The organism is Trinickia sp. Y13 (assembly GCF_029522115.1).
Classification (GTDB): domain Bacteria; phylum Pseudomonadota; class Gammaproteobacteria; order Burkholderiales; family Burkholderiaceae; genus Trinickia.
Window position 1 is genome coordinate 16,297 of the sequence record NZ_JAKWFK010000024.1, and the last position, 19,625, is coordinate 35,921.

General features: G+C 65.2%; 26 protein-coding genes. 11 read left to right on the forward strand and 15 right to left on the reverse strand.

Going from position 1 to position 19,625, the window contains the following annotated elements:
• Positions 1-15 precede the first annotated feature (15 nt).
• Genes MMB74_RS25815 through MMB74_RS25825 form a run of 3 tightly spaced genes read left to right on the forward strand, consistent with a single transcriptional unit; the run spans position 16 to position 1,579 of the window.
• Positions 16-414 (forward strand): TraK family protein, encoded by a 399-nt coding sequence (locus MMB74_RS25815; RefSeq protein WP_001127128.1) that lies wholly within the window; start codon positions 16-18, stop codon positions 412-414.
• Entirely contained in the window at positions 414-1,139 is a 726-nt protein-coding gene (locus MMB74_RS25820) for an ArsA-related P-loop ATPase (RefSeq protein ID WP_001062597.1), read from the forward strand. The genes MMB74_RS25815 and MMB74_RS25820 overlap by 1 nt, the downstream gene beginning before the upstream one ends.
• Complete coding sequence (locus tag MMB74_RS25825) at positions 1,139-1,579, forward strand: conjugal transfer protein TraM (RefSeq protein ID WP_000718516.1); 441 nt, start codon at positions 1,139-1,141, stop codon at positions 1,577-1,579. Before MMB74_RS25820 ends, MMB74_RS25825 begins: the two co-directional genes overlap by 1 nt.
• A 202-nt stretch (positions 1,580-1,781) precedes the next feature.
• On the opposite strand, the gene kfrC is transcribed toward MMB74_RS25825, so the two are convergent.
• The 13 genes from kfrC to MMB74_RS25890 form a co-directional block, all read right to left on the reverse strand.
• Positions 1,782-2,435, reverse strand: coding sequence for an IncP plasmid survival protein KfrC (kfrC, locus tag MMB74_RS25830; protein ID WP_000826922.1), 654 nt, complete (start codon positions 2,433-2,435; stop codon positions 1,782-1,784).
• Positions 2,436-2,463: 28 nt separating this feature from the next.
• Positions 2,464-2,811 (reverse strand): IncP plasmid survival protein KfrB, encoded by a 348-nt coding sequence (gene kfrB, locus MMB74_RS25835; protein ID WP_000664557.1) that lies wholly within the window; start codon positions 2,809-2,811, stop codon positions 2,464-2,466.
• 170 nt (positions 2,812-2,981) lie between these two features.
• Complete coding sequence (locus MMB74_RS25840) at positions 2,982-4,013, reverse strand: DNA-binding protein (protein ID WP_011117145.1); 1,032 nt, start codon at positions 4,011-4,013, stop codon at positions 2,982-2,984.
• A gap of 179 nt (positions 4,014-4,192) precedes the next feature.
• Positions 4,193-5,242 carry a ParB/RepB/Spo0J family partition protein gene (locus MMB74_RS25845; RefSeq protein WP_011114060.1) on the reverse strand — a complete coding sequence of 350 codons (1,050 nt, stop codon included), beginning with the start codon at positions 5,240-5,242 and terminating at the stop codon, positions 4,193-4,195.
• The gene (locus tag MMB74_RS25850; RefSeq protein WP_000855329.1) at positions 5,239-6,003 is read right to left on the reverse strand and encodes a ParA family protein; all 765 of its coding nucleotides are present in this window, start codon (positions 6,001-6,003) and stop codon (positions 5,239-5,241) included. The genes MMB74_RS25845 and MMB74_RS25850 overlap by 4 nt, the downstream gene beginning before the upstream one ends.
• Positions 6,000-6,302, reverse strand: coding sequence for a transcriptional regulator KorA (locus MMB74_RS25855; RefSeq protein ID WP_010890110.1), 303 nt, complete (start codon positions 6,300-6,302; stop codon positions 6,000-6,002). The genes MMB74_RS25850 and MMB74_RS25855 overlap by 4 nt, the downstream gene beginning before the upstream one ends.
• Before the next feature lie 113 nt (positions 6,303-6,415).
• Positions 6,416-6,946 carry a DUF2761 domain-containing protein gene (locus MMB74_RS25860; protein WP_011117143.1) on the reverse strand — a complete coding sequence of 177 codons (531 nt, stop codon included), beginning with the start codon at positions 6,944-6,946 and terminating at the stop codon, positions 6,416-6,418.
• Position 6,947: 1 nt separating this feature from the next.
• Positions 6,948-7,277 carry a KleE stable inheritance protein gene (kleE, locus tag MMB74_RS25865; RefSeq protein ID WP_010890113.1) on the reverse strand — a complete coding sequence of 110 codons (330 nt, stop codon included), beginning with the start codon at positions 7,275-7,277 and terminating at the stop codon, positions 6,948-6,950.
• A 144-nt stretch (positions 7,278-7,421) separates the two neighbouring features.
• Entirely contained in the window at positions 7,422-7,637 is a 216-nt protein-coding gene (locus MMB74_RS25870) for a DUF2688 domain-containing protein (RefSeq protein WP_010890114.1), read from the reverse strand.
• A gap of 58 nt (positions 7,638-7,695) precedes the next feature.
• Positions 7,696-7,932 (reverse strand): stable inheritance protein KleA, encoded by a 237-nt coding sequence (kleA, locus tag MMB74_RS25875; protein WP_000041932.1) that lies wholly within the window; start codon positions 7,930-7,932, stop codon positions 7,696-7,698.
• A 159-nt stretch (positions 7,933-8,091) separates the two neighbouring features.
• The gene (gene korC, locus MMB74_RS25880; protein WP_011117141.1) at positions 8,092-8,349 is read right to left on the reverse strand and encodes a transcriptional repressor KorC; all 258 of its coding nucleotides are present in this window, start codon (positions 8,347-8,349) and stop codon (positions 8,092-8,094) included.
• A 16-nt stretch (positions 8,350-8,365) separates the two neighbouring features.
• Complete coding sequence (locus tag MMB74_RS25885) at positions 8,366-9,571, reverse strand: protein KlcB (RefSeq protein WP_011405605.1); 1,206 nt, start codon at positions 9,569-9,571, stop codon at positions 8,366-8,368.
• Between the two features lie 51 nt (positions 9,572-9,622).
• Entirely contained in the window at positions 9,623-10,051 is a 429-nt protein-coding gene (locus tag MMB74_RS25890) for an antirestriction protein (RefSeq protein WP_001095942.1), read from the reverse strand.
• 168 nt (positions 10,052-10,219) lie between these two features.
• Between MMB74_RS25890 and MMB74_RS25895 the strand changes: the two genes are divergently transcribed.
• Together MMB74_RS25895 and MMB74_RS25900 are read left to right on the forward strand one after the other, a co-directional pair.
• Positions 10,220-10,489: a type II toxin-antitoxin system ParD family antitoxin gene (locus MMB74_RS25895; protein ID WP_001260984.1), complete on the forward strand. Its 270-nt coding sequence runs from the start codon at positions 10,220-10,222 to the stop codon at positions 10,487-10,489.
• Positions 10,486-10,800, forward strand: coding sequence for a type II toxin-antitoxin system RelE/ParE family toxin (locus tag MMB74_RS25900; RefSeq protein ID WP_011117139.1), 315 nt, complete (start codon positions 10,486-10,488; stop codon positions 10,798-10,800). The genes MMB74_RS25895 and MMB74_RS25900 overlap by 4 nt, the downstream gene beginning before the upstream one ends.
• Before the next feature lie 1,322 nt (positions 10,801-12,122).
• Here the strand turns inward: MMB74_RS25900 and trfA are convergent.
• Both trfA and MMB74_RS25910 read right to left on the reverse strand, forming a co-directional pair.
• A complete protein-coding gene (gene trfA / locus MMB74_RS25905) occupies positions 12,123-13,343 on the reverse strand; it encodes a plasmid replication initiator TrfA (protein WP_011114072.1) in 1,221 nt (406 codons plus the stop codon).
• 46 nt (positions 13,344-13,389) lie between these two features.
• Complete coding sequence (locus MMB74_RS25910; RefSeq protein WP_000019167.1) at positions 13,390-13,731, reverse strand: single-stranded DNA-binding protein; 342 nt, start codon at positions 13,729-13,731, stop codon at positions 13,390-13,392.
• A gap of 113 nt (positions 13,732-13,844) precedes the next feature.
• Here MMB74_RS25910 and MMB74_RS25915 point away from each other — a divergent pair, with 113 nt between their 5' ends.
• The 6 genes from MMB74_RS25915 (at position 13,845) to MMB74_RS25940 (ending at position 19,609) form a co-directional block, all read left to right on the forward strand.
• On the forward strand, positions 13,845-14,207 hold the full coding sequence (locus MMB74_RS25915) for a transcriptional regulator (RefSeq protein WP_010890126.1): 363 nt from the start codon (positions 13,845-13,847) through the stop codon (positions 14,205-14,207).
• A gap of 309 nt (positions 14,208-14,516) precedes the next feature.
• The gene (gene trbB / locus MMB74_RS25920) at positions 14,517-15,479 is read left to right on the forward strand and encodes a P-type conjugative transfer ATPase TrbB (protein WP_000132020.1); all 963 of its coding nucleotides are present in this window, start codon (positions 14,517-14,519) and stop codon (positions 15,477-15,479) included.
• 16 nt (positions 15,480-15,495) lie between these two features.
• On the forward strand, positions 15,496-15,960 hold the full coding sequence (gene trbC / locus MMB74_RS25925; protein WP_011114046.1) for a conjugal transfer system pilin TrbC: 465 nt from the start codon (positions 15,496-15,498) through the stop codon (positions 15,958-15,960).
• A 3-nt stretch (positions 15,961-15,963) separates the two neighbouring features.
• Positions 15,964-16,275, forward strand: coding sequence for a conjugal transfer protein TrbD (locus MMB74_RS25930; protein WP_001207961.1), 312 nt, complete (start codon positions 15,964-15,966; stop codon positions 16,273-16,275).
• On the forward strand, positions 16,272-18,830 hold the full coding sequence (locus tag MMB74_RS25935; protein ID WP_011114047.1) for a VirB4 family type IV secretion/conjugal transfer ATPase: 2,559 nt from the start codon (positions 16,272-16,274) through the stop codon (positions 18,828-18,830). The genes MMB74_RS25930 and MMB74_RS25935 overlap by 4 nt, the downstream gene beginning before the upstream one ends.
• Positions 18,827-19,609, forward strand: a complete 783-nt coding sequence (locus tag MMB74_RS25940; RefSeq protein WP_006122481.1) for a conjugal transfer protein TrbF — start codon at positions 18,827-18,829, stop codon at positions 19,607-19,609. The genes MMB74_RS25935 and MMB74_RS25940 overlap by 4 nt, the downstream gene beginning before the upstream one ends.
• Positions 19,610-19,625: the final 16 nt, after the last annotated feature.

A 19,625-nucleotide genomic window follows, 5' to 3' on the forward strand; every position in this document is an offset into this window, starting at 1 on the left:
AGATGGACGAACACGATGCCAAAGACCTACCCCGAAGAGCTGGCTGAATGGGTGAAGGGACGGGAAGCCAAGAAGCCGCGCCAGGACAAGCACGTGGTCGCGTTCCTGGCCGTCAAGAGCGACGTTCAAGCGGCGCTCGATGCGGGCTATGCGATGAAAACGATCTGGGAGCACATGAAGGAAACCGGCCGGCTGCGCTGTCGGTACGAAACCTTCACCCAGCACGTGAAGCGGTACATCAAGGCCGCGCCGGTAGCTTCCCCGCCGCCTCCCGCCACTCCCCCGGACAGCCAGCCCAAGGGCGCGAAGCCCGAGCCGAAGGCCGCCCCGCCGGCCTCGGAATCCAAGAGTGAGCCGCCCAAGATCGGCGGCTTCACGTTTGATGCGACTCCAAAGAAAGAGGATTTACTGTAATGGCGAAAATTCACATGGTTCTGCAAGGCAAGGGCGGCGTCGGCAAGTCGATGATCGCGGCCACCATCGCGCAGTACAAAGCCGGCAAGGGACAGAAGCCGCTTTGCATCGACACCGATCCGGTGAACGCGACGTTCGAGGGCTACAAAGCCCTCAACGTGCGCCGGCTCAACATCATGGACGGCGACGAGATCAACACCCGGAATTTCGACGCCCTGGTCGAGATGATCGCGTCGGCCGAGGGCGACGTCATCATCGACAACGGGGCCAGCTCGTTCGTGCCGCTGTCGCACTACCTCATCAGCAACCAGGTGCCGGCGCTGCTCCAGGACATGGGCCACGAACTCGTGGTGCATACGGTCGTCACCGGCGGCCAGGCCCTGGTGGACACGGTGAGCGGCTTCGCCCAGCTCGCCAGCCAGTTCCCGGCCGAATGCCTGTTCGTGGTCTGGCTGAACCCGTATTGGGGGCCAATCGAGCACGAGGGCAAGGGGTTCGAGCAGTTGAAGGCGTACACGGCCAACAAGGGCCGTGTGTCCGCCATCATCCAGATTCCGGCGCTGAAAGAGGAAACCTACGGCCGCGACTTCGCCGAAATGCTCCAGGATCGGCGCACCTTCGATGAGGCCCTGGCCGATTCGGCGCTCACGATCATGACGCGGCAGCGGCTCAAGATCGTGAAAACCCAGCTCTTCGCCCAGCTCGAAAACGCGGCGGTGCTCTGATGGCGGCCGACGACAAGATCGAGGAGCTGATACGGGAGATCGCGGCCAAGCACGGCATCGCCGTGGGCCGCGACGATCCGATCTTGATCCTCCAGACCATCAACATGAAGCTGATGCAGGACAGCGCATCGGCCCAGCAGGAAATCTTGGACGCCTTCAAGTCGGAACTGGAGTCCATCGCCCACCGATGGGGTGATGACGCCAAGGGAAAGGCGGAAAGGACGCTCAACGCGGCGTTGGCGGCCAGCAAGGACGCCATGACGCGGGGAATGCAGGAGGGCGCGAAGGCGGCCGCCGAGGCCGTGCGGCGTGAGGTTGAGGCGGTGACGGCGCAGCTCGTCGCGCCGATCCGCGAGGCGCGGCGCGTCGCCATGATGAACATGGTCGCGGCCGGCATGGCGGTCGTGGCCGCCGGCCTGGCCCTGTGGGCCTCGCTGTAGATGGCGATGCGGGATCTCATCGTCAGAACTGGCGATGGTCGACCGCGCCGGCGGCATCGCCAGGTTCGGCGATGCTGGCCAGCTCCCGGCATCGTCGCTTGTGACGATGCTGCAGGATGATTCCGCCAGGCCCTCGGCGGGCCTCCCTCGCCAGAAATGGCGATGCTCGAGAAAAAAGCCCGGCGACCGCCGGGCTTCGTTTTTATGCGGGCCTGGCTGACAGGCCCAAGGACTGCGATCTCCCTGGCCGCTCCTGGGCCTGGGATTGCTTGCGCTCCTGCTCCTGCTTGCGCATCAGCAGCTCATGCCGGCGGGCGGCCTCGCGCATGGCATCCCAATCGGAAGCCAGCTCGGGGTTCTCGGCGCGCATCTTGCGCGTCGCCAGCTCTTCGATCTTCGGCGAGTGCAGGCCCATGCCTTCCTTGATCTCGCGGACGGCCTCCAGGCGCGCGTGAAGCGTCTGCAAGCGGGCCTGCTGCTGCGCCTGCTGGTTCTGCCAGGCTCGCTTAGAGCCGGGCAAGGAAAGCCGGCCAGGCGCGGACGCCTGGGTCTGCTGCAAGCGGGCCTGCTGCCGGTCGATCAGGTTTTCTAGCCTGTCCTCGATGTGCTCCACCTGGTCGTGCTTGGCCTGCACGTAGAGCGCCAGGGTTTCGGGGTAGGACTGCTCGACCGGGGCCGCCTCTAGGGTGGCCTGCTGCTCGATCTCGGCCGCCTGGGCGGCCTCCAGCAAGTCGGCTCCGGTGTCCTCGCGCGAAGCGCCGAAGGCGGCACCGCCGAGGGTGGCCGGCGCGCTGACGCGGGCCGGCTTGGTGGCGCGGCTCTCGGTGCCGCTGCCGGGGATGGTGAGTCGTTTCAAGGGCGTGCCTCCTTTTTAGCCGCTAAAGCTACATGGAGCGCCCCCGCGTCAGTTTCGGGGCCTCTGCGGCGACTGCCGCCTTGCCCTGGGCGTTGTAGCTGATGCTCTTTGCGCTCCCAATTTCAGGTACTTTATCGAAATCTGACCGAGCGTGCATGACAAAGTTCTTGCCGATCTGCTGGTACACGTTGGTGGCGTCGGCATGAACGATCACGCCGGCGTGGGTCTGCTTCTTGTCGGCCGCTTGGGCCGTGTACAGGTTGTAGATGCCGGGCTTCAACGCGCCCGCCTTGTCTACTTTCTGATTCGTCCAAGCGCCGTCCTTTTCGGCCTGAACGATGCGTTGACCGTTCATGACCAAGAGGCGTTCTTTCATCGGGCACTCCTATGGTTGCCGTGGTTCTCAAAAGGGTGATGGTGGCCCCATGCAAGCCGCGCTCCAACAAAAAAGCCGACCTCGGCAAAGCGAGGCCGGCTCTTCCCAGCGGCCGGGTTGTGCGTTTTGTCAGGGTTCCAGGGTAATTTTAAGGAAAACCAACCGATTTATCAGGTCTTTTTGCGTCCGCCGCTGGTCGGATCGGCCGCCCGGCCTTGCGCCATGACGGTTTCCAGGGCCTCCAGCCGGCCGCGAAGCCCGGCCGCTTCCTCGCGGGCCTGGGCAGCGTCGCGCTTCGCCTGGTCGCGCTCGCCCTGGGCGGCGGTCAGCCGCTCGGCCTGGCGGTGTGCCTCGGCCGCCATCGCCTTGCGCTGCTCCTGGTGGGCCTGCTCGGCCGCCTCGGCCTTGGCCTGCACCTTCACCAGCTCCGCGCGCACCTGGTCGCGCTCGGCGGCGGCCGCCTCGGTGGCCTTCCGCTGCTCGGCCTGAGCGGCGCGCGCCTGGTCGGTCGCCTGGTTCGCCCGCTCCAGGTCGGCACGCAGCTCGCCGGCGCGGCGCTCGATCTCGGCGGTACGGCTGTTCGCGGCCGCGAGGTCGGCCCGCAGGGCCTCCACCTGGTCGGCGCTGGCCGTGGCCCTCTCCTGGGCCTTGTCGCGCTCTGCGCGCGCCTGGCGGGCTTCCTGATGGGCGTGATCCAGCTCCGTGCGCAGCTCGCCGGCCCTGGCCTCGGCCGTGGCCGCGCGCTCGCTGGTCGCCGCGAGCTTGCCGCGCAGCTCGTCGGCCTCGCCCTTGGCGGCCGCCTCGACGGCCTCCAGGGCCGCGACGCGGGCCTTGGCCTCGTCCAGCTCGCCGGTGAGCTGGTCGGCCAGCTCTGCGGCTTCCTGGCGCGCTGCTTCCGTCTCCTGGCGCACGGCCTCCAGCGCCTCGCGCTCGGCGGCCAGGCGGTTGTTCGCCATTTCCAGCGCCACGGCCCACAAGTCGCCGCCCAGCTCGGCCAGCTTGTCGGTGATCGCCTGCGGTGCCGGCTCGCGGATCGGGGCGGCCTGGCTGGCCTTGCGTGCGCGCCACTCGTTCATCGCCTCGCTGATGGTGGTGAAGCTGCCGCTGCCGAGCTGCTTGCGCACGTTCGCCAGCGTGGGGTTCTGGCCGGCCGCGTCCAGTTCGTCGGCCACCGCAAATATCTGCTCCTTCGAGATCGCCATGTCGGGCCTCCTTTGGCCGGTTGTATGTTGTAGCGTGTAGCATACTACAACATACAACACTACGCAAGCGGTTTAGCTGAACTTTTTTTAGCGGCTAAAACGCGGGCAAAAAAAAGCCCCGCTCGATGGCGGGGCGATGGGTGGGGGTCGGTGGTCGGCGATGCCCGGCGCTGGGCGTGTCAGCCCTCCAGCAGCGCGACAAGCTGCACGGTGCCAAGGTCGGCCTCGAACTCCTGGCCGTCATCCTCGTATTTGAGCCAGGCCCAGCCCTCGGCCGGGGGCCGGCGGTTGAGGATCAGCCGTGCCGGCCGGTCGTCGTGCTTGACCTGGATGATGGCCTTCTTGAGCTTGTCGGGGTCGGCCTCCTTCGGCTCCTTCTTCCCCTTGGCGTCATCATCCTGCGGCCCCTGCTCGCCGTCGCCGGCCTCGGCGTCGGTCTTGCCGGTCAGCGCATCGACGGTGTTGGGATCACGGTCGCCGTCCTCGTGACTGCGCTTGTCCTCCAGGAACTCGCGCAGCAGCTTCACCGAGCCGCGCGTCAGCTCCTGGCTGTCGTCGGCCAGCCAGGCGGCCACCTCGTCGGGGTTCTTCTTGTAGGCCGTCACCAGCTCGTTGATGACAGTCACGTCCTTGCCCCGGCCGCTATTGAACGCCTCGGCAATGGGTTCGGGCAAGTCCAGCAGCGTGACGTGCTGCGTGACGAAGGCCGGCGACTTGCCGATCTCCTTGGCGATCTCGCCCTTCTTCTTGCCCTTCGCCAGCTCGCGGCCGATGAAGTCGGCGATCTCACGCGCCGTCAGCTCATTGCGTTGCAGGTTCTCGATAACCTGGTCGGCCTCGTTGTAGTCGTTGTCGATGAAGGCCGGGATCGTGGTCTTGTGCGCCCACTTCGAGCCGCGATAGCGCCGCGCGCCGTGGTTGATGAGGTAGCGCCCCGGTGCGTCCGGGTTCTCGCGCACGCTGATGGGCGACTTCACGCCGCGCGCTTTGATCGTCTCGCCGATCTCCGCGATGCTCTCCGGCGAGAAGCCGGGGTTGTCGGCCGTGCGCGGCTGGTGCGGGTCTTCGTCGATCAGGTCAAGCGGCAGCTCCTGCGGGCCTGCGCCGCCGGCGTTGGCCGCCGGCTGCTCGTTCAGCAGGCCGGCCAGGTCGCCCAGCCCGTCCAGGCCCAGCCCGGACGATTGCGGCTTGTCCTGCTCCTTCTTCTTGGCGTTGGTCTTGGCGCTCATTGCGCGATCTCCATCTTCGTGAACACGTAATCCGCCAGCGCACGCACCTCCTGGGTGGCCTTCCGCGCGGCGGTCTTCTTGATCTTCCACACCGGCATCTGCTCGCCCAGCGCCTCGGCGATGCTGTCACGCGCGCCGATGCTGAACGGCAAGATGAGCTGCGGGTATGCCTGCTGCAACGTCGCCAGGTTGTTGACGTGGCGCGGCTTCCGCGCGTCCACCTTGTTCGGCACCATGCCGAGGAAGCGCAGCTTGGGGTTCTGCTTGCGCAGGTTGCTGATGACCGCGACCATCTTCTTCATGCCCTGCAAGCTGTACGCCTCCATTTCGATGGGCGACAGCATGTAGTCGGCCGTCAGCACGGCCGCCGTCATGGCGACGCCAAGGGAGGGGGCCGTGTCGATCAGGCACACGTCGAAGAACTCGCCCAGCGCGGCCACACTGGCCCGCAGCGCGGCGGCCGCCTGGGAAAGCTCCATCTTGTCCAGGTTCGCCAGGTTGGCGTCTGCCGCGATCAGCGCCAGGCTCTCGCCCTCGCGCTTGCCGAACCAATACCGCAGGTCATCGGTGTCGCCGGTGAACAACTGGCTGGCGAGGTAGCCCGATTGGTACGCCGACAGCGTGAACGATGCGTTGCCCTGGGTGTCCAGGTCGATCACGGCCACGCGAAGGCCGCGCTCCAGGAAGTCGAATGCCAGGTGGCAGGTGGCGAACGTCTTGCCTTGACCGCCCTTCTGAATTGCCGTGACCAGTGTTTTCATGACTTGGGTTCCTGTTTCCTCTTGGCGTCTGCTTCCCACTTCTTGACGATGAACGCTTGATGCTCCGGCAGTACCGCCGTCACTCGCTCGAAGCCCTCGGGGAGCTGTTCCCCTGCTGCTGCCCATACGCGACTGACCGCCTGCGACACCGCCCCCTTGGTCAGCCCCAGCGAAGTGACAAACTCCGCCTGGGGCCGGCCATCGACCAGCACGCCGCGCGCTATGTCGATGGTCTGCTGCCCGATCTCCAGCCCCTTGATGGCCGTCTGGAATTGGGCTTCGGTTAGCCGTTTCTTCATGGATTGCACCCATAACACTCCACACCCGGTTTGTTGAACAAATGGCGGTGCCAGCCGCCGACCATGTGCAGAAGTTTAGCTAAACCATGCGAAGCCGTCAAGCGTTTTAGCGGCTAAAAATTTGTTCGCGCCTTGTCGATGGCCGATGCCGTTGCGGCCGTCGCCCGCGCCTGTCGCCAGTGGTCGGAATCCACCGCGCACGCGCAAAGCGTGGCCCCGTCCTGGTCGTAGAACACGGCCGGCCGGCCCTCCACCTTCGCCTCGATGCGCAGCGCCTTGGCAGGCAGGCCCAGCCCGTCCGCGATGACGGCCAGGGTGGCGCGCTGCAAGGCCAACTCTTCCCCCTTGGCGTCAATGAGCTGTGCCGCATGGGCGGCACTCAGGAAGAACGTCATCAGCGGGCCTACGGTGCGCGTGCCGCCGCTGGCAAAGCACACGTCGAAGGAACCGCCGCCCACGTGCGGATCGACGCCCTCCACGAGACGCCAGGGGTCAAGGCCCCATTCTTCGGATTGCGCGCTGTACCAGTAGGCCGGCGCGTCGCCGTTCAAGTCGCTGTCCGCGTACTCGCGCACCAGGACGGCCACGCGGCCAGTGGTCGGCTCCACGAAGCCAGGCGGGTAGGGGAGGGTCTGCTTTGCCATGTCAAAGCCCTTTCGGTTTGTAGATCGAAACGAAGTAGGTGATCGCGGTCAGTGCCGCGAAGTACGCCAGGAACGACCAGCCGGCATACACGCCAGGCGTGTTCCAGTGGTAGAGCATCCGCACGAACTGGAAGAAGGTGATGATCGCCAGCACCCACTTGAGCACCGGCCAGACCAGCACGGTCGCCACCCATACGAACTTGACCAGGCCGGCCACCAGGCCCCGGCCTTCGGCCTTGGGTGCGGCAGGCGCAGCAGCGGGCGCGGCAGGCTGCACCGGCTCGGGAGCCGGCGGCTTGCTCGCCCTGGGGAACTTGACGATGTTGGACATGGCTTGACCCTCCACGCGGTTACGTGTTGAATGCTGGATGCTCCCACTCGGAAGCATGGTTACGGTGTGCCAGCACCAGGCCAAGCGCCCCGGATCACTCCGGGGCGTTCCTCCACCTGGGGCCGTCGAACGTGTGGAATGCCGTCATTGCAGCGTCGCTCCGCTCATGCGTCGCACGGCCGCCGCCAGCAGCATTTCCGTCAGCTCGTTATCTTCCTCCGGCGTGATGCAGCCGCCGCAGATGCTGCCGAACTTCTCGCGGGCATCATCGGCGCCGATGATGGTGTGGCTCAAGGTTCGGATGCTCTTGCCGCAGCGCCGGCAGCACGTCTCGATGATCTCGATCTTGCCTTTGCTCATGGGACTGTTTCCTCTTGGCGTTCCGTTGATGACCCGGCCGAAGCCGGGCCGCCTTCCCTTACCAGCCGACGCTGCGCTTGGCCTGCTCGACCGCTTGGCTCGACCATTCGCCCTTGGCACTGGCCTCCAGGCTCAAGGCGGCGAAATAGGCTTTGCCGCGCAGCTCTTCCGCCTGCTTCACCAGCTCGGCCGCCTCGGCCATCGTGGCCTCGATCTGGTCGCGGCGGGCTTGGAAGTCGGTGGCTTCCACATTCGGCAGGGCGTCAACCCAAGGCATGATCTTGTTCTTGCTCATCGGAACCTCTCCGGTAATCGACCTGGGCGGAATGCCCGGCCTTCAAGTGCTATATTAGGACAAAATGTCCTAGCCTGTCAAGCACTTTAGCTAAACTATTTTCGCTTTACCGTAGTCCGATGCCTAGCACTTTAGCCGCTAAAGCCTCTTTCCCTGGCGTCAAGCCTCTTTCCAGATCAGCCCGAGGCCGGCGTAGTCGCACAGCAGCGCCCACGCGGCATAAGGGATCGGCGTGTCCTCGCCCACCCATCGCCGGATCGTCCGGTCGCCCTTCGGGCCGAGGCCCAGCACCTTCGCGGCTTTGCCGCCGGTGAGGCCCGCCAGGCGCAGCACCTCGCGCACCTCTTCGCCGCTCGGCTGCGCCCACCGCTCGGCCGGCTTCAAGCACTCCAGCCGGATATTGGCGTCGTTCGTCATTCGTTTCTTCTCCTGGTCACGTGATAAGCCGCAGTTGGTCGAATCCGTAGATCGACTGAATGCAGCTCGGGTCTGAATCCACCACACGGCGGCCCGCGCGGTTGGTCTTGTATGTCACCGGCCGGTCGTCATGCGCCCACACCTGGCGGGTGTCTGGATGCACCTTCACGATGATGACGCGCTTGCCGATCTCCTTGGCGAACACCGGATGGTGGACGCTCACGATCTCGCACCGTTGGCCTGGTGCGGGCGTGAACTCCACCAGGTCGGCCGGGCCTGCATCGCCATTCCTGGCGGTGCTGCAGGATGCTTCGCCTGCGCCCGGCATCGTCGCTTCTGGCGATACAGGCCCAGCCTCGGCCTTGCAATCGTCAGCTTTGGCGGTGCTGCAGCGCATCGCCGTTTCCGCCGATGCGGGATCTCGCTCGCGGCCCCCGGCCTTTCCCTTGGCGTTCGACCTGGCGGCCCTGGCCGCCTTGACCTTGCCCGCCGCCTCGGCCGCCCAGCGCCGCGCGATGAACGCCTTGTGCGCCGGCAGCACCACATCGACCAAGACGAAGCCCGGCGGGATCGTCACGGTCGCCGGCTCGCGCCGCGCCGGCGGCACCAGGCCGGCCAGCCAATCGGGCAGGGGAGCGTCGGCCAAGCGGTCGCGGTAGTTGGCCTCGATCAACACCGGCCGCTTCTTCTCGGCCAGCATGGCCGTCAGGATGCCGCGCGCAACCTCGTCCACGGTCATGCAGCCCCGCGCCGTGTCGAAGTGCGAGCGATAGCCCGTCGCCGAGATAAACGGCCTGTCCAGGTCAACCGCGTGGAACTGAAAATGCGCGTTGAGCGGCCCGCCATAACCGGCCTCGTACTCCACCAGGGCGCGCACGTCGCCCGCCACGGCCAGGAACTGGCCGCGCTGGCCCCACAAGGGCACGTCCCCCGGCACCGCAGCGCAATGCCGCTCGATGACGCGGCCGGCGGCCTCGTCGTCGGCCATGCACCCGAAGTTCGTGCCGCCGTTCAGCTTCCAGATGATCGCCTCGTATCGGTCGCCGGCCAGCTCGGCCGCCGCCCCGTCGCCGCGCATGACAGCCGCGTCGATCTCCACCACGGCCGCAACGGCCGCAGCCAGCAGGCCGTCACGGTCTGCCGGCAGCTCGGCCAGCAGCTCGGCCGCCGGCGCGCTCCAGTCCTGGCCCGCCTGGGCCGGTTGCTTTGTTCGCTTCGCCATCGCTTGACGTGCTCCTGGTGCAGCCCCGGCCGGAGCCGGGGCCGCCCCTCATCAGTCAATAGCCCGGTAGATCGCAGCGGCCTCGGGGTGGCCGGCCGCGAAGCCGCGCAGGAAGTGATAGCGGTCGATCAGGGCGTCGGCCGCGTCCGTGCCGGCGATCTCGGCCGCGAGCTGGCCGAGCGCGAACAGGGTTGCGACAATGCCGGCGGCGTCGGCCGACAGTTCGCCCCGGAAGCCGTTGCCGTCTACCTCGATCTCCAGGCGCTCGGCCAGGTCGGGGGCCAGGTAGAAACCGCCGTCCGACAGGGTGTAGTAGTGCCAATACGCGCCGTTGTAGCGTTCGCAGAGCCGGCGCAGCCAGGCGTACACAAGGGCCTCGCCGCGCATCATCAGGCGCGGGCCGAAGTAGGTAGGCAAGAAGTCGAGGCGCTGGGCCTCGGCGACCAGGGAAGCGGTGACGGGTTGGTCTTGGGTGTTCATCGGAACTCTCCGGTAGTTGACCTGGGCGACATGCCCGGCCTTCAAGACGTATATTAGGACAAAATGTCCTAACCTGTCAAGCACTTTAGCTAAACTTTAGCCGCTAAACTGGACTTCGTCCCCTTGGAGTGATAGGATTGAATCCTATTGAACCGAATGGAGGCCGCCATGCGAACCACCCAGCAACTGAGCATCACCCTGCCGAACGACATGGCCGACGTGGTGAAAACGAAGGTCAAGACCGGGGAGTACGCGAGCGAAAGCGAGGTCATCCGCGACGGCCTGCGTGCGCTACTCGCGCGTGATCGCGCCGTCGAGTCCTGGCTTCACAACCAGGTCGGCCCGGCGTATGACGCCCTGAAAGCCGATCCCTCCCGAGCCGTCACCGCCGACCAGGTGCGCGCCCGCCTGGCCGCCGAGCATGCGAAGGCGCAATGAGCTACGCGGTCGTCTTCTCGCCCGAGGCCGAAGAGCAGCTTGCCGAGCTGTACCGCTACATCGCGGCGGCGGCGTCGCCTGACGTTGCCGCTCGCTACACCGAGGCAATCGTCACCTATTGCGAAAGCCTGCGCACGTTTCCACTGCGCGGCACCATGCGCGACGATGTGCGGCCCGGCCTGCGCATCACGAACTACCGCAAGCGCGCCGTGATCGCCTTCGATGTGGCCGGCGATCTGGTTTCCATCATCGGCGTGTTCTACGGCGGGCAGGACTACGAGTCGATCCTGCACGACGACGCGGACGACTGAATTCCCCCGCTTCTTGACACTTGAGGGGCGCAATCACGCCCTGGGCCTGGCAGGCCGACCCCTCCCTTGGCGTTCAACCTTGCGGCCTTCGAGCTGGAGCCATCTTCCGACTTGGCGACGGCGCAGGAGTCACCGCGGCCTTGACAGTTGGGGAGTCCAGAGGGGGCCTTGGCCCCCTTTGGAAGAGCACGAACTTCTGCCAGGCGCTTGCGCCTGGCTATGGTCAGCCGTAGCGCCGTAGGCGCTCCATTCTTGGGGTGAAGGCCGTAGGCCGAGGGGCAACGCCCCTGGGGGGATGGGAGGCCGCTTTAGCGGCCGGGTGGGATCGAGAAGGGGGGGCACCCCCCTTCGGCGGCCGATTATTCTGCGGGGCACCTTGGGCCGGTTTGCCGCTTTTTTCGACACCCGGTTATAACAACTAGGTTTAATATAAAGGTTATGAAGGGTTAAAAGCCGGTTAGCTTGACCGGAAAACGCGCGCAAGCCGTTGATACGCCAAGGAAAAGGCTCGAAGGGCCGCCCCTCAAGTGTCAATGGATAAGCCCCTCAAGGGTCAATAGTCTGCCCGTCAAGTGTCAAGGATCGCGCCCCTCATCTGTCAGCACCCCCGCCCCTCAAGTGTCAGTACGGCAAGGGCCTTGCCAACAGGCTTATCCACAACTTCTGTGGATAAAGCCAGCCCGATCAAGCACATAGGCCGCCTCGACGGCCTCCGGCGCGGCTCCAGCCGGCCGATTTCGAGGCCGGCCCCTCATCTGTCAGCATCGCGCCGGGGTGCGCTGCCCCCCAAGTGTCAAGAAACGCCCCTCAACTGTCACCAGCCGGCGTTTTGTCCCCAAACGATCCACAAGGCCGACCAGGCAGCGCCGGCCCTCTATGGCCCCGAGAAGGGGCCAGAAAGGCCCGCCAGGGCCTCGTAGCCTAGCGGCGAGGGCCACCGGCCCGGTGAGCGTCGGGAAGGCGCTGGAAGCCCGCCAGGGGCGAGACGGGCGGCCGTGGCCGCCTGGCTCGATGCGTAGCACGACATAGCCGGTTCTCGCGGCCGCCGGCCGGGAGAATCCCCCGCAGCTTGGCCCCTCAAATGTCAAAGAGCGGATCTCATCGTCGGAAGTGGCGATGGGGCCCTCGGGGCATCGTTGGATGTGGCGATGGTCGACCGTGGCCAGGACGTGGCCAGGACGTGGCCAGCCTCGCCGGAAGTGACGATGCTGCAGCTCGACGTGCGCGAGCTGGTGCGCGGTACTGCCTCGCCGGAAGTGGCGATGCTCGAGAAAAAAAGCCGCCTCGATCTCGGGCGGCTCCAGGGGAGGGCAGGGGGGCGATCACCGCTTGCAATGCACCAGGTCGTCGTTCACCCACGCACTTTCGACCAGGCCGTTTTCGCGCAGCTCGTCGCACGCTTCGCCTACCTGCTCGCGCCACTTCTTCGGCCGGGTGGAATCCGAGCCGCACATCAGCCGGAACGTCTCCAGCTTAAGCGGGTACGGCTCCTTGTGGGTGGCGAAGTAGTCGAACATGCGCCGCGCGGTGGGCGACAGCTTGCGGTACTTCTCCCACACGAATTTCGTGTAGTGGTCGCCGGCGAACAGCACCACGATTTCGGCGTCGATCTCGACCTGGCAGCGCGACGTGCGCTTGCCGCGATCCAGGACGCGGAAGCGCCGGATCAGCGACACCGATTCGAGCCGGCCGATGCGTTGGGATGAGAACTGCATGGCCGACGCCTGGAGCCGCGTCAGGCATTCCTCGGCCCTTGTGTAGTACCGACCGTTGATTGACCAGTCCAAGTCCTGGCAAAGCTCGTAGAACGTGAAGGAAACCGGCTCTCCGAGCGCGGTGCGCTTCGCGTACTCCAGCACCTGGGCGAATACCAGCTCGTCGTCGTCGGCGCGCAGTTCGATCCCGGTGTAGGTGATCTCCACGTCTTTGTTGACGTGGTAGATCGACTGGCCTTGCAGCGCGGCGCGCGGCACCTTCTTGTTGCGGACGGTGAAGATCGCCGACCGCCCGAAGTCGTTGGGCAGTGCCCGCATGTGATCCGGCCAGGGAGCCAGGTCGAACAGCGAGAGCTGCATGTCCTTGATCTGCTGCTTCGTGTGCTTGAGCAAGGCCGTCTGCTTGGCCTCGCTGACCTTCTCGGCCAGCTCACCGCCGGCCGTTCGCTTCTTGGTCGCCATCGCACTACTCCGTTTGTCCTGGGCCAGCGCGCCGATCTGCTCGGCCATCTTGTTCACGGCGGTGCGCGGTTCGGGCGGCAGGCCCATCGTGCGCGCAAGCTCGGCCGATTCCTGCGCCATGCGCTCGGATCGCTCGACGGCGGCACTTGCCGGCGTCGGTAGCTTCGGCGGCAAAGCCGCCTCGTTGTCGCCGGCCGTGGCCGGCAGCTCGAAGAGGGAACCGGCGGGGCGGAAGGCCCCGCCGGCGCTGCCCGAGTCCCTGCGAGCGGCGGCGGTACGGGCGGCAAGGTCGGTGGCGTCGGCTTCGCTAAGCCCGCCCTCGATGAGCTTGCGCCTGTATTCCTGCTCGTTGAACTCGTTCTGCATCTAATCTCCCTCCTAGCATACTGCCCGGCCGTGGCCGGGCCTGGCCTTACTGGCCGCCGCCTGGCGCTTTGGTGTCCAGGTATTCGATTTCCTCGGCGATGAAATCGAACCCGTATTCGGTCTTGCCGTCCTTCTCGTACTTCGTCGGCTCGATGCGGCCCTGGACGAACACCTTGGAGCCTTTGCCCAGGTACTTGCCCGCGTTCTCGGCCAGGCCGCCGAACGACTTGATGCGGAAGAAGTCCGTCTGCTCCTGCTTCGCACCGGCTGCGTTGCGCCACACGCGATTGACAGCCAGGTCGAAAACGGCGCGGGCGCTGTTTTCGCTATGGCGAACGTCGGTATCGCGGGTAAGATTACCGATAAACTGGAACAGGTTGTGGCTCATTCGTCATGCTCCTTTCGCTAATGGAGTCGTCAGTTTAGCTAAACCTGCGTCCGTGGTCAAGAACTTTAGCGGCTAAAATTTTCTGCCGCCCGCACCGAGAAGGCATACGGGCCTTGTACAACTACATCTTCTTCACGAACGTGCTCCGGCTGCTCGATGAGCGGCACATGACGAAAAAGGAGCTATCGGACAGGTCGGGGGTTTCGATCTCCTTCCTGTCCGATCTCACTACTGGCAAAGCCAACCCCTCCCTAAAGGTGATGGAGGACATTGCGCAGGCCCTTGAAACTCCCCTGCCGCTCCTGCTTGAATCGACCGACCTGGACAAAGAAGCCCTTGACGCCCTGGCCGGCGGCAAGGCACCCCGAAGCCTGCCGCCAGGCTTCGAGCGCGTGGCGGCCGTGCTGCCAGAACACCAGGCGTTCATCGTCAAGAAGTGGGGCGAAGCGACAAGGAAGAAACTTAGAGGGAGTTGACGCCAGGATGTGAGAAGGGAAGGGAAGCGGCGCGGAACTGAGCCACAAGAGCCAGCCAAGTTTTAGCCGCTAAAGCCCGCCGGGGTGGCTCAACCCCCGGACAACCCATAACGCAAACGCCACGGGTTCGGCGCGAGGGCGCACGGAGCATGCGCCGCGTTGTCGCCTCTTTCGCCCCTGCAATCCGCGATGCAACGTCGCGGCCGAAGTCACCCTTGTGCGCTTCGGTGTTGCGGTCGAAATTAGTTCGGTATATCGTATGAACCTGTATAGAATGCGCGAAACGCAACGGCATACAGGGCATACGGAATGACCGACCAGAAACCAGAACACAACAGCATCAAGGAACGGGCGAAGAAGAAGCTCGAACGCGACATGGGGCCGGAGCTGCTGGCCGCCCTCAACGATCCCAAGACCGTTGAAATCATGCTCAACGCGGACGGCAAGCTCTGGCTCGAACGCCTGGGCGAGCCGATGAAGTGCATCGGCACGCTGCGCGTCGCGCAGGCGCAAGCCATCATCGAAACCATCGCGGGCTACCACGGCAAGGAAGTCACGCGCTCCAAGCCGATCCTGGAAGGCGAGCTGCCCCTTGATGGCAGTCGCTTCGCCGGCCAGCTCCCGCCGGTTGTGCCCGCACCCACCTTCGCCATTCGGAAGAAGGCCGTCGCCATCTTCACGCTCGATCAGTACGTCGAACGCGGAATCATGACCGCGCCGCAGCGCGAGGCATTGATTGCAGCGGTGCGCGCGCACCGGAACATCCTTGTGATCGGCGGCACCGGCTCGGGCAAGACCACGCTGGTGAACGCGATCATCAACGAGATGGTGATTCAAGACCCGACCGAGCGGGTTTTCATCATCGAGGACACCGGCGAAATCCAGTGCGCCGCCGAGAACTACGTCCAGTACCACACCAGCATCGACGTGAACATGACGGCGCTGCTGAAAACCACCCTCCGCATGCGCCCCGACCGAATCCTGGTCGGCGAGGTGCGCGGCCCCGAAGCCCTTGATCTGTTGATGGCCTGGAACACCGGGCACGAAGGAGGTGCTGCAACCCTGCACGCAAACAACGCCAAAGCTGGATTGGATCGGCTCGCCATGCTCATCAGCATGCACCCCGATTCCCCGAAACCCATTGAACCGCTTATCGGCGAGGCGGTTCACGTGGTTGTTCATATCGCCCGCGTCGAAGGCTCGCGGCGCATCCAGGAAATCTTGGAGGTTTCCGGGTTCGCCAACGGCCAGTACATCACCAAAACCCTCTGACTAGGAGTTACGACCAATGCAAGCAACCTTCCCGGCATTCCGCCTCAACCGCAACGCCCTGTTCTACATGGGCCTCTTCGCCCTCCTGGCGTTCTTCCTGCTGGCCCCCCAGCACGCATTCGCCTCCGAGGGCACCGGCGGCTCTCTGCCGTATGAGAGCTGGCTGACCAACCTCCGCAACTCCGTCACCGGCCCGGTGGCCTTCGCGCTGTCGATCATCGGCATCGTGGTCGCCGGCGGCATCCTGATCTTCGGCGGCGAACTCAACGGCTTCTTCCGCACGTTGATCTTCATCGTCCTGGTCATGGCCCTGCTGGTCGGCGCGCAGAACATGATGAGCACGTTCTTCGGCCGTGGCGCGGAAATCGCCGCCCTGACCGATGGCGCGCTGCACCAGGTCAAGGTCGCCGCGCTGGACGTGGCCGGCTTCCCCGGCGAAGCCGTCATGCGCTGGGCCGAGCGCGGCCACATCGCGGGGTAAGTCATGGCTCTGCGCGCGATCCCCATCCGTAGGGCCGGCAACCGAGAAAACCTGTTCATGGGCGGGGATCGTGAGCTGGTGATGTTCTCGGGCCTGCTGGCCGGCGCGCTGATTTTCAGCGCCCAAGAAGTGAGGGCAACGGTGTTCGGCATCGCCTTGTGGTTCGGCGCGCTCTTCGCGCTGCGCCTCATGGCGAAGGCCGATCCGAAGCTGCGACACGTGTACCTGCGGCACCGCCGGTACAAGCCGTACTACCCGGCTCGCAGCACGCCCTTCCGTGACAACACGCCGAGTCAAGGGAAGCAATACAAATGATCGAAGCAATCGCAATTGCCATTGCTGTGCTCGGTGCGGTTCTGTTGCTCATCCTCTTTGCCCGCATCCGGGCTGTCGATGCCGAGCTGAAGCTCAAGAAGCATCGCGCCAAGGATGCCGGCCTGGCCGATCTGCTCAATTACGCCGCCGTGGTCGATGACGGCGTGATCGTGGGCAAGAACGGCTCCTTTATGGCCGCCTGGCTGTACAAGGGGGATGACAACGCCAGCAGCACCGAGGAACAGCGGGAAATGGTGTCGTTCCGCATCAACCAGGCCCTGGCGGGCCTGGGGAACGGCTGGATGGTGCATGTCGATGCTGTGCGTCGGCCTGCGCCGAACTACTCGGAGCGGGGCGTGTCATCGTTCCCCGACTCCGTTTCCTTCGCCATTGACGAGGAACGCCGGCGCTTGTTCGAGGGCCTGGGCGCGATGTTCGAGGGCTACTTTGTCCTGACCGTCACGTGGTTCCCGCCAGTGCTGGCCCAGCGCAAGTTTGTCGAACTCATGTTCGATGACGATGCGGTGGCTCCCGACCATACGGCGCGCACTACGGGCCTGATTGCGCAGTTCAAGCGCGAGATCACCAGCCTGGAATCGCGCCTGTCCTCGGCGGTCAAGATGACGCGCCTGCGCGGCCAAAAAGTCGTGTCGGAAGAGGGCAGGGAAGTCACGCACGATGACTTCCTGAGCTGGTTGCAGTTCTGCGTGACGGGCCTCCATCACCCGGTCATGCTGCCCAGCAATCCGATGTACCTCGATGCGGTAATCGGCGGGCAAGAGCTGTGGGGCGGCGTCGTGCCCAAGATCGGGCGCAAGTTCATCCAGGTGGTCGCCATCGAAGGCTTCCCCTTGGAGTCAACGCCTGGGGTGCTCTCGGCCCTGGCCGAGCTGCCCAGCGAATACCGCTGGTCGAGCCGCTTCATCTTCATGGATCAGCACGAGTCCTTGAAGCACCTGGACAAGTTCCGCAAGAAGTGGAAGCAGAAGATTCGCGGCTTCTTCGATCAGGTGTTCAACACGAATACCGGCTCGATCAACCAGGACGCGGCCGCGATGGTCGGCGACGCCGAGGCGGCCATCGCCGAGGTCAACAGCGGCTTGGTGGCGGCCGGCTACTACACCAGCGTGGTCGTGCTGATGGACGAGGATCGGGAGCGCCTGGCGGCCTCCGCGCTCCTGGTCGAGAAGGCCGTCAACCGCCTGGCCTTCGCGGCCCGTATCGAGACGATCAACACGCTCGATGCGTACCTGGGCAGCTTGCCCGGCCACGGCGTCGAGAACGTGCGCCGGCCGCTCATCAACACGATGAACCTGGCCGACCTGCTGCCGACAAGCTCGATCTGGACGGGCAGCGCCACGGCTCCGTGCCCGATGTACCCGCCGCTGTCGCCGGCGCTCATGCACTGCGTGACGGTGGGCGCTACGCCGTTCCGCCTGAACCTGCACGTGCGCGACCTGGGCCACACCTTCATGTTCGGCCCGACCGGCGCAGGCAAATCGACGCACCTGGGCATCATCGCCGCGCAGCTCCGTCGCTACGCCGGCATGTCGATCTACGCCTTCGACAAGGGCATGTCGATGTACCCACTCGCGGCCGGCATCCGCGCGGCCACGAAGGGCAAGAGCGGCCTGCATTTCACGGTGGCCGCCGACGATGACCGCCTGGCGTTCTGCCCGCTCCAGTTCCTCGAAACGAAGGGGGATAGGGCCTGGGCGATGGAGTGGATCGACACCATCCTGGCGTTGAACGGCGTCAACACCACGCCGGCGCAGCGCAACGAGATCGGCAACGCGATCATGAGCATGCACGCCAGCGGCGCGCGCACGCTCTCCGAGTTCTCGGTGACGATTCAGGACGAGGCGATCCGCGAGGCCATCAAGCAGTACACGGTGGACGGCTCGATGGGCCACCTGCTCGACGCCGAAGAGGACGGCCTGTCGCTGTCCGACTTCACGGTGTTCGAGATCGAAGAGCTGATGAACCTGGGCGAGAAGTTCGCGCTGCCGGTGCTGCTCTACCTGTTCCGCCGCATCGAGCGCGCACTGAAAGGCCAGCCCTCCGTCATCATCCTGGACGAAGCCTGGTTGATGCTGGGCCACCCCGCGTTCCGCGCCAAGATCAGGGAATGGCTCAAGGTGCTGCGCAAGGCCAACTGCCTTGTGCTGATGGCGACGCAAAGCCTCTCCGACGCGGCCAACTCGGGCATCTTGGACGTGATCGTGGAATCGACCGCGACCAAGATTTTCCTGCCCAACGTCTACGCCAGGGATGAGGACACATCGGCGCTCTATCGCCGTATGGGCCTCAACGCGCGTCAGATCGAAATCCTGGCGACTGCCATTCCGAAGCGTCAGTACTACTACGTCTCGGAGAACGGCCGCCGTCTCTATGACCTTGCCCTGGGGCCGATGGCCCTGGCCTTCGTCGGTGCGTCCGACAAGGAATCGGTCGCCACCATCAAGAGCCTCGAAGCCAAGTTCGGCCACGAATGGGTGCATGAGTGGCTGGCCGGCCGTGGGCTGAATCTCAACGACTACCTGGAGGCCGCATGAGCATCGCCGACACCCTCAAGGGCTTGATCTTCAAGAAGCCCGCCAACTCCGCCGAGCCGCGCGATCCGCGCCGCTCGAAGGAACCGCTCGCCGGCGGCCGCCGTGCGGGCGAGGCCGAGAACCCCTACCTGGCCGCGCGCCGCACCTGGAACGATCACGTGGGCGGCGTCGTCTCGCAGCGCCAAACCTGGCAGGTGATCGGCATCCTGTCGCTGTTGATCGCGCTGGCCGGCGTGGGTGGCGTGATCCACATCGGCAGCCAGTCGAAGTTCATCCCCTACGTGGTCGAGGTGGACAAGCTGGGCCAGACGGTGGCCGCCGGCCCGGTGCAGGCCGCAGGGAAGGCCGATCCGCGTGTCATCCACGCCGCCGTTGCGGACTGGATGAGCTGCGCGCGCATGGTGTCGCCTGACGTGGCCTTGCAGCGCAAGTGCGTGTTCAAGGCGTACTCGATGCTCGCCCCCAACGATCCGGCGACGCCAAAGATGAACGAGTGGTTGAACGGCACGCCCGATTCCAGCCCGTTCAAGCGCGCCGAGAAGGAAATGGTCAGCGTCGAGATCAAGACCGTCATCCCGCAAACGCCCGACACCTGGCAAGTCGAGTGGGTGGAAACCACGCGCGACCGCCAAGGCACGCTGAAAGGTCAGCCCGTCACCTGGCGCGCGCTCGTGACTACCTACATCGCCGAGGTCACGCCCAACACCACCGATGAGCAACTGCGGAACAACCCGTTGAGCATCTACGTGCGTGATTACTCCTGGTCCCGCATCCAATGAATTCGAGGTCATCCAC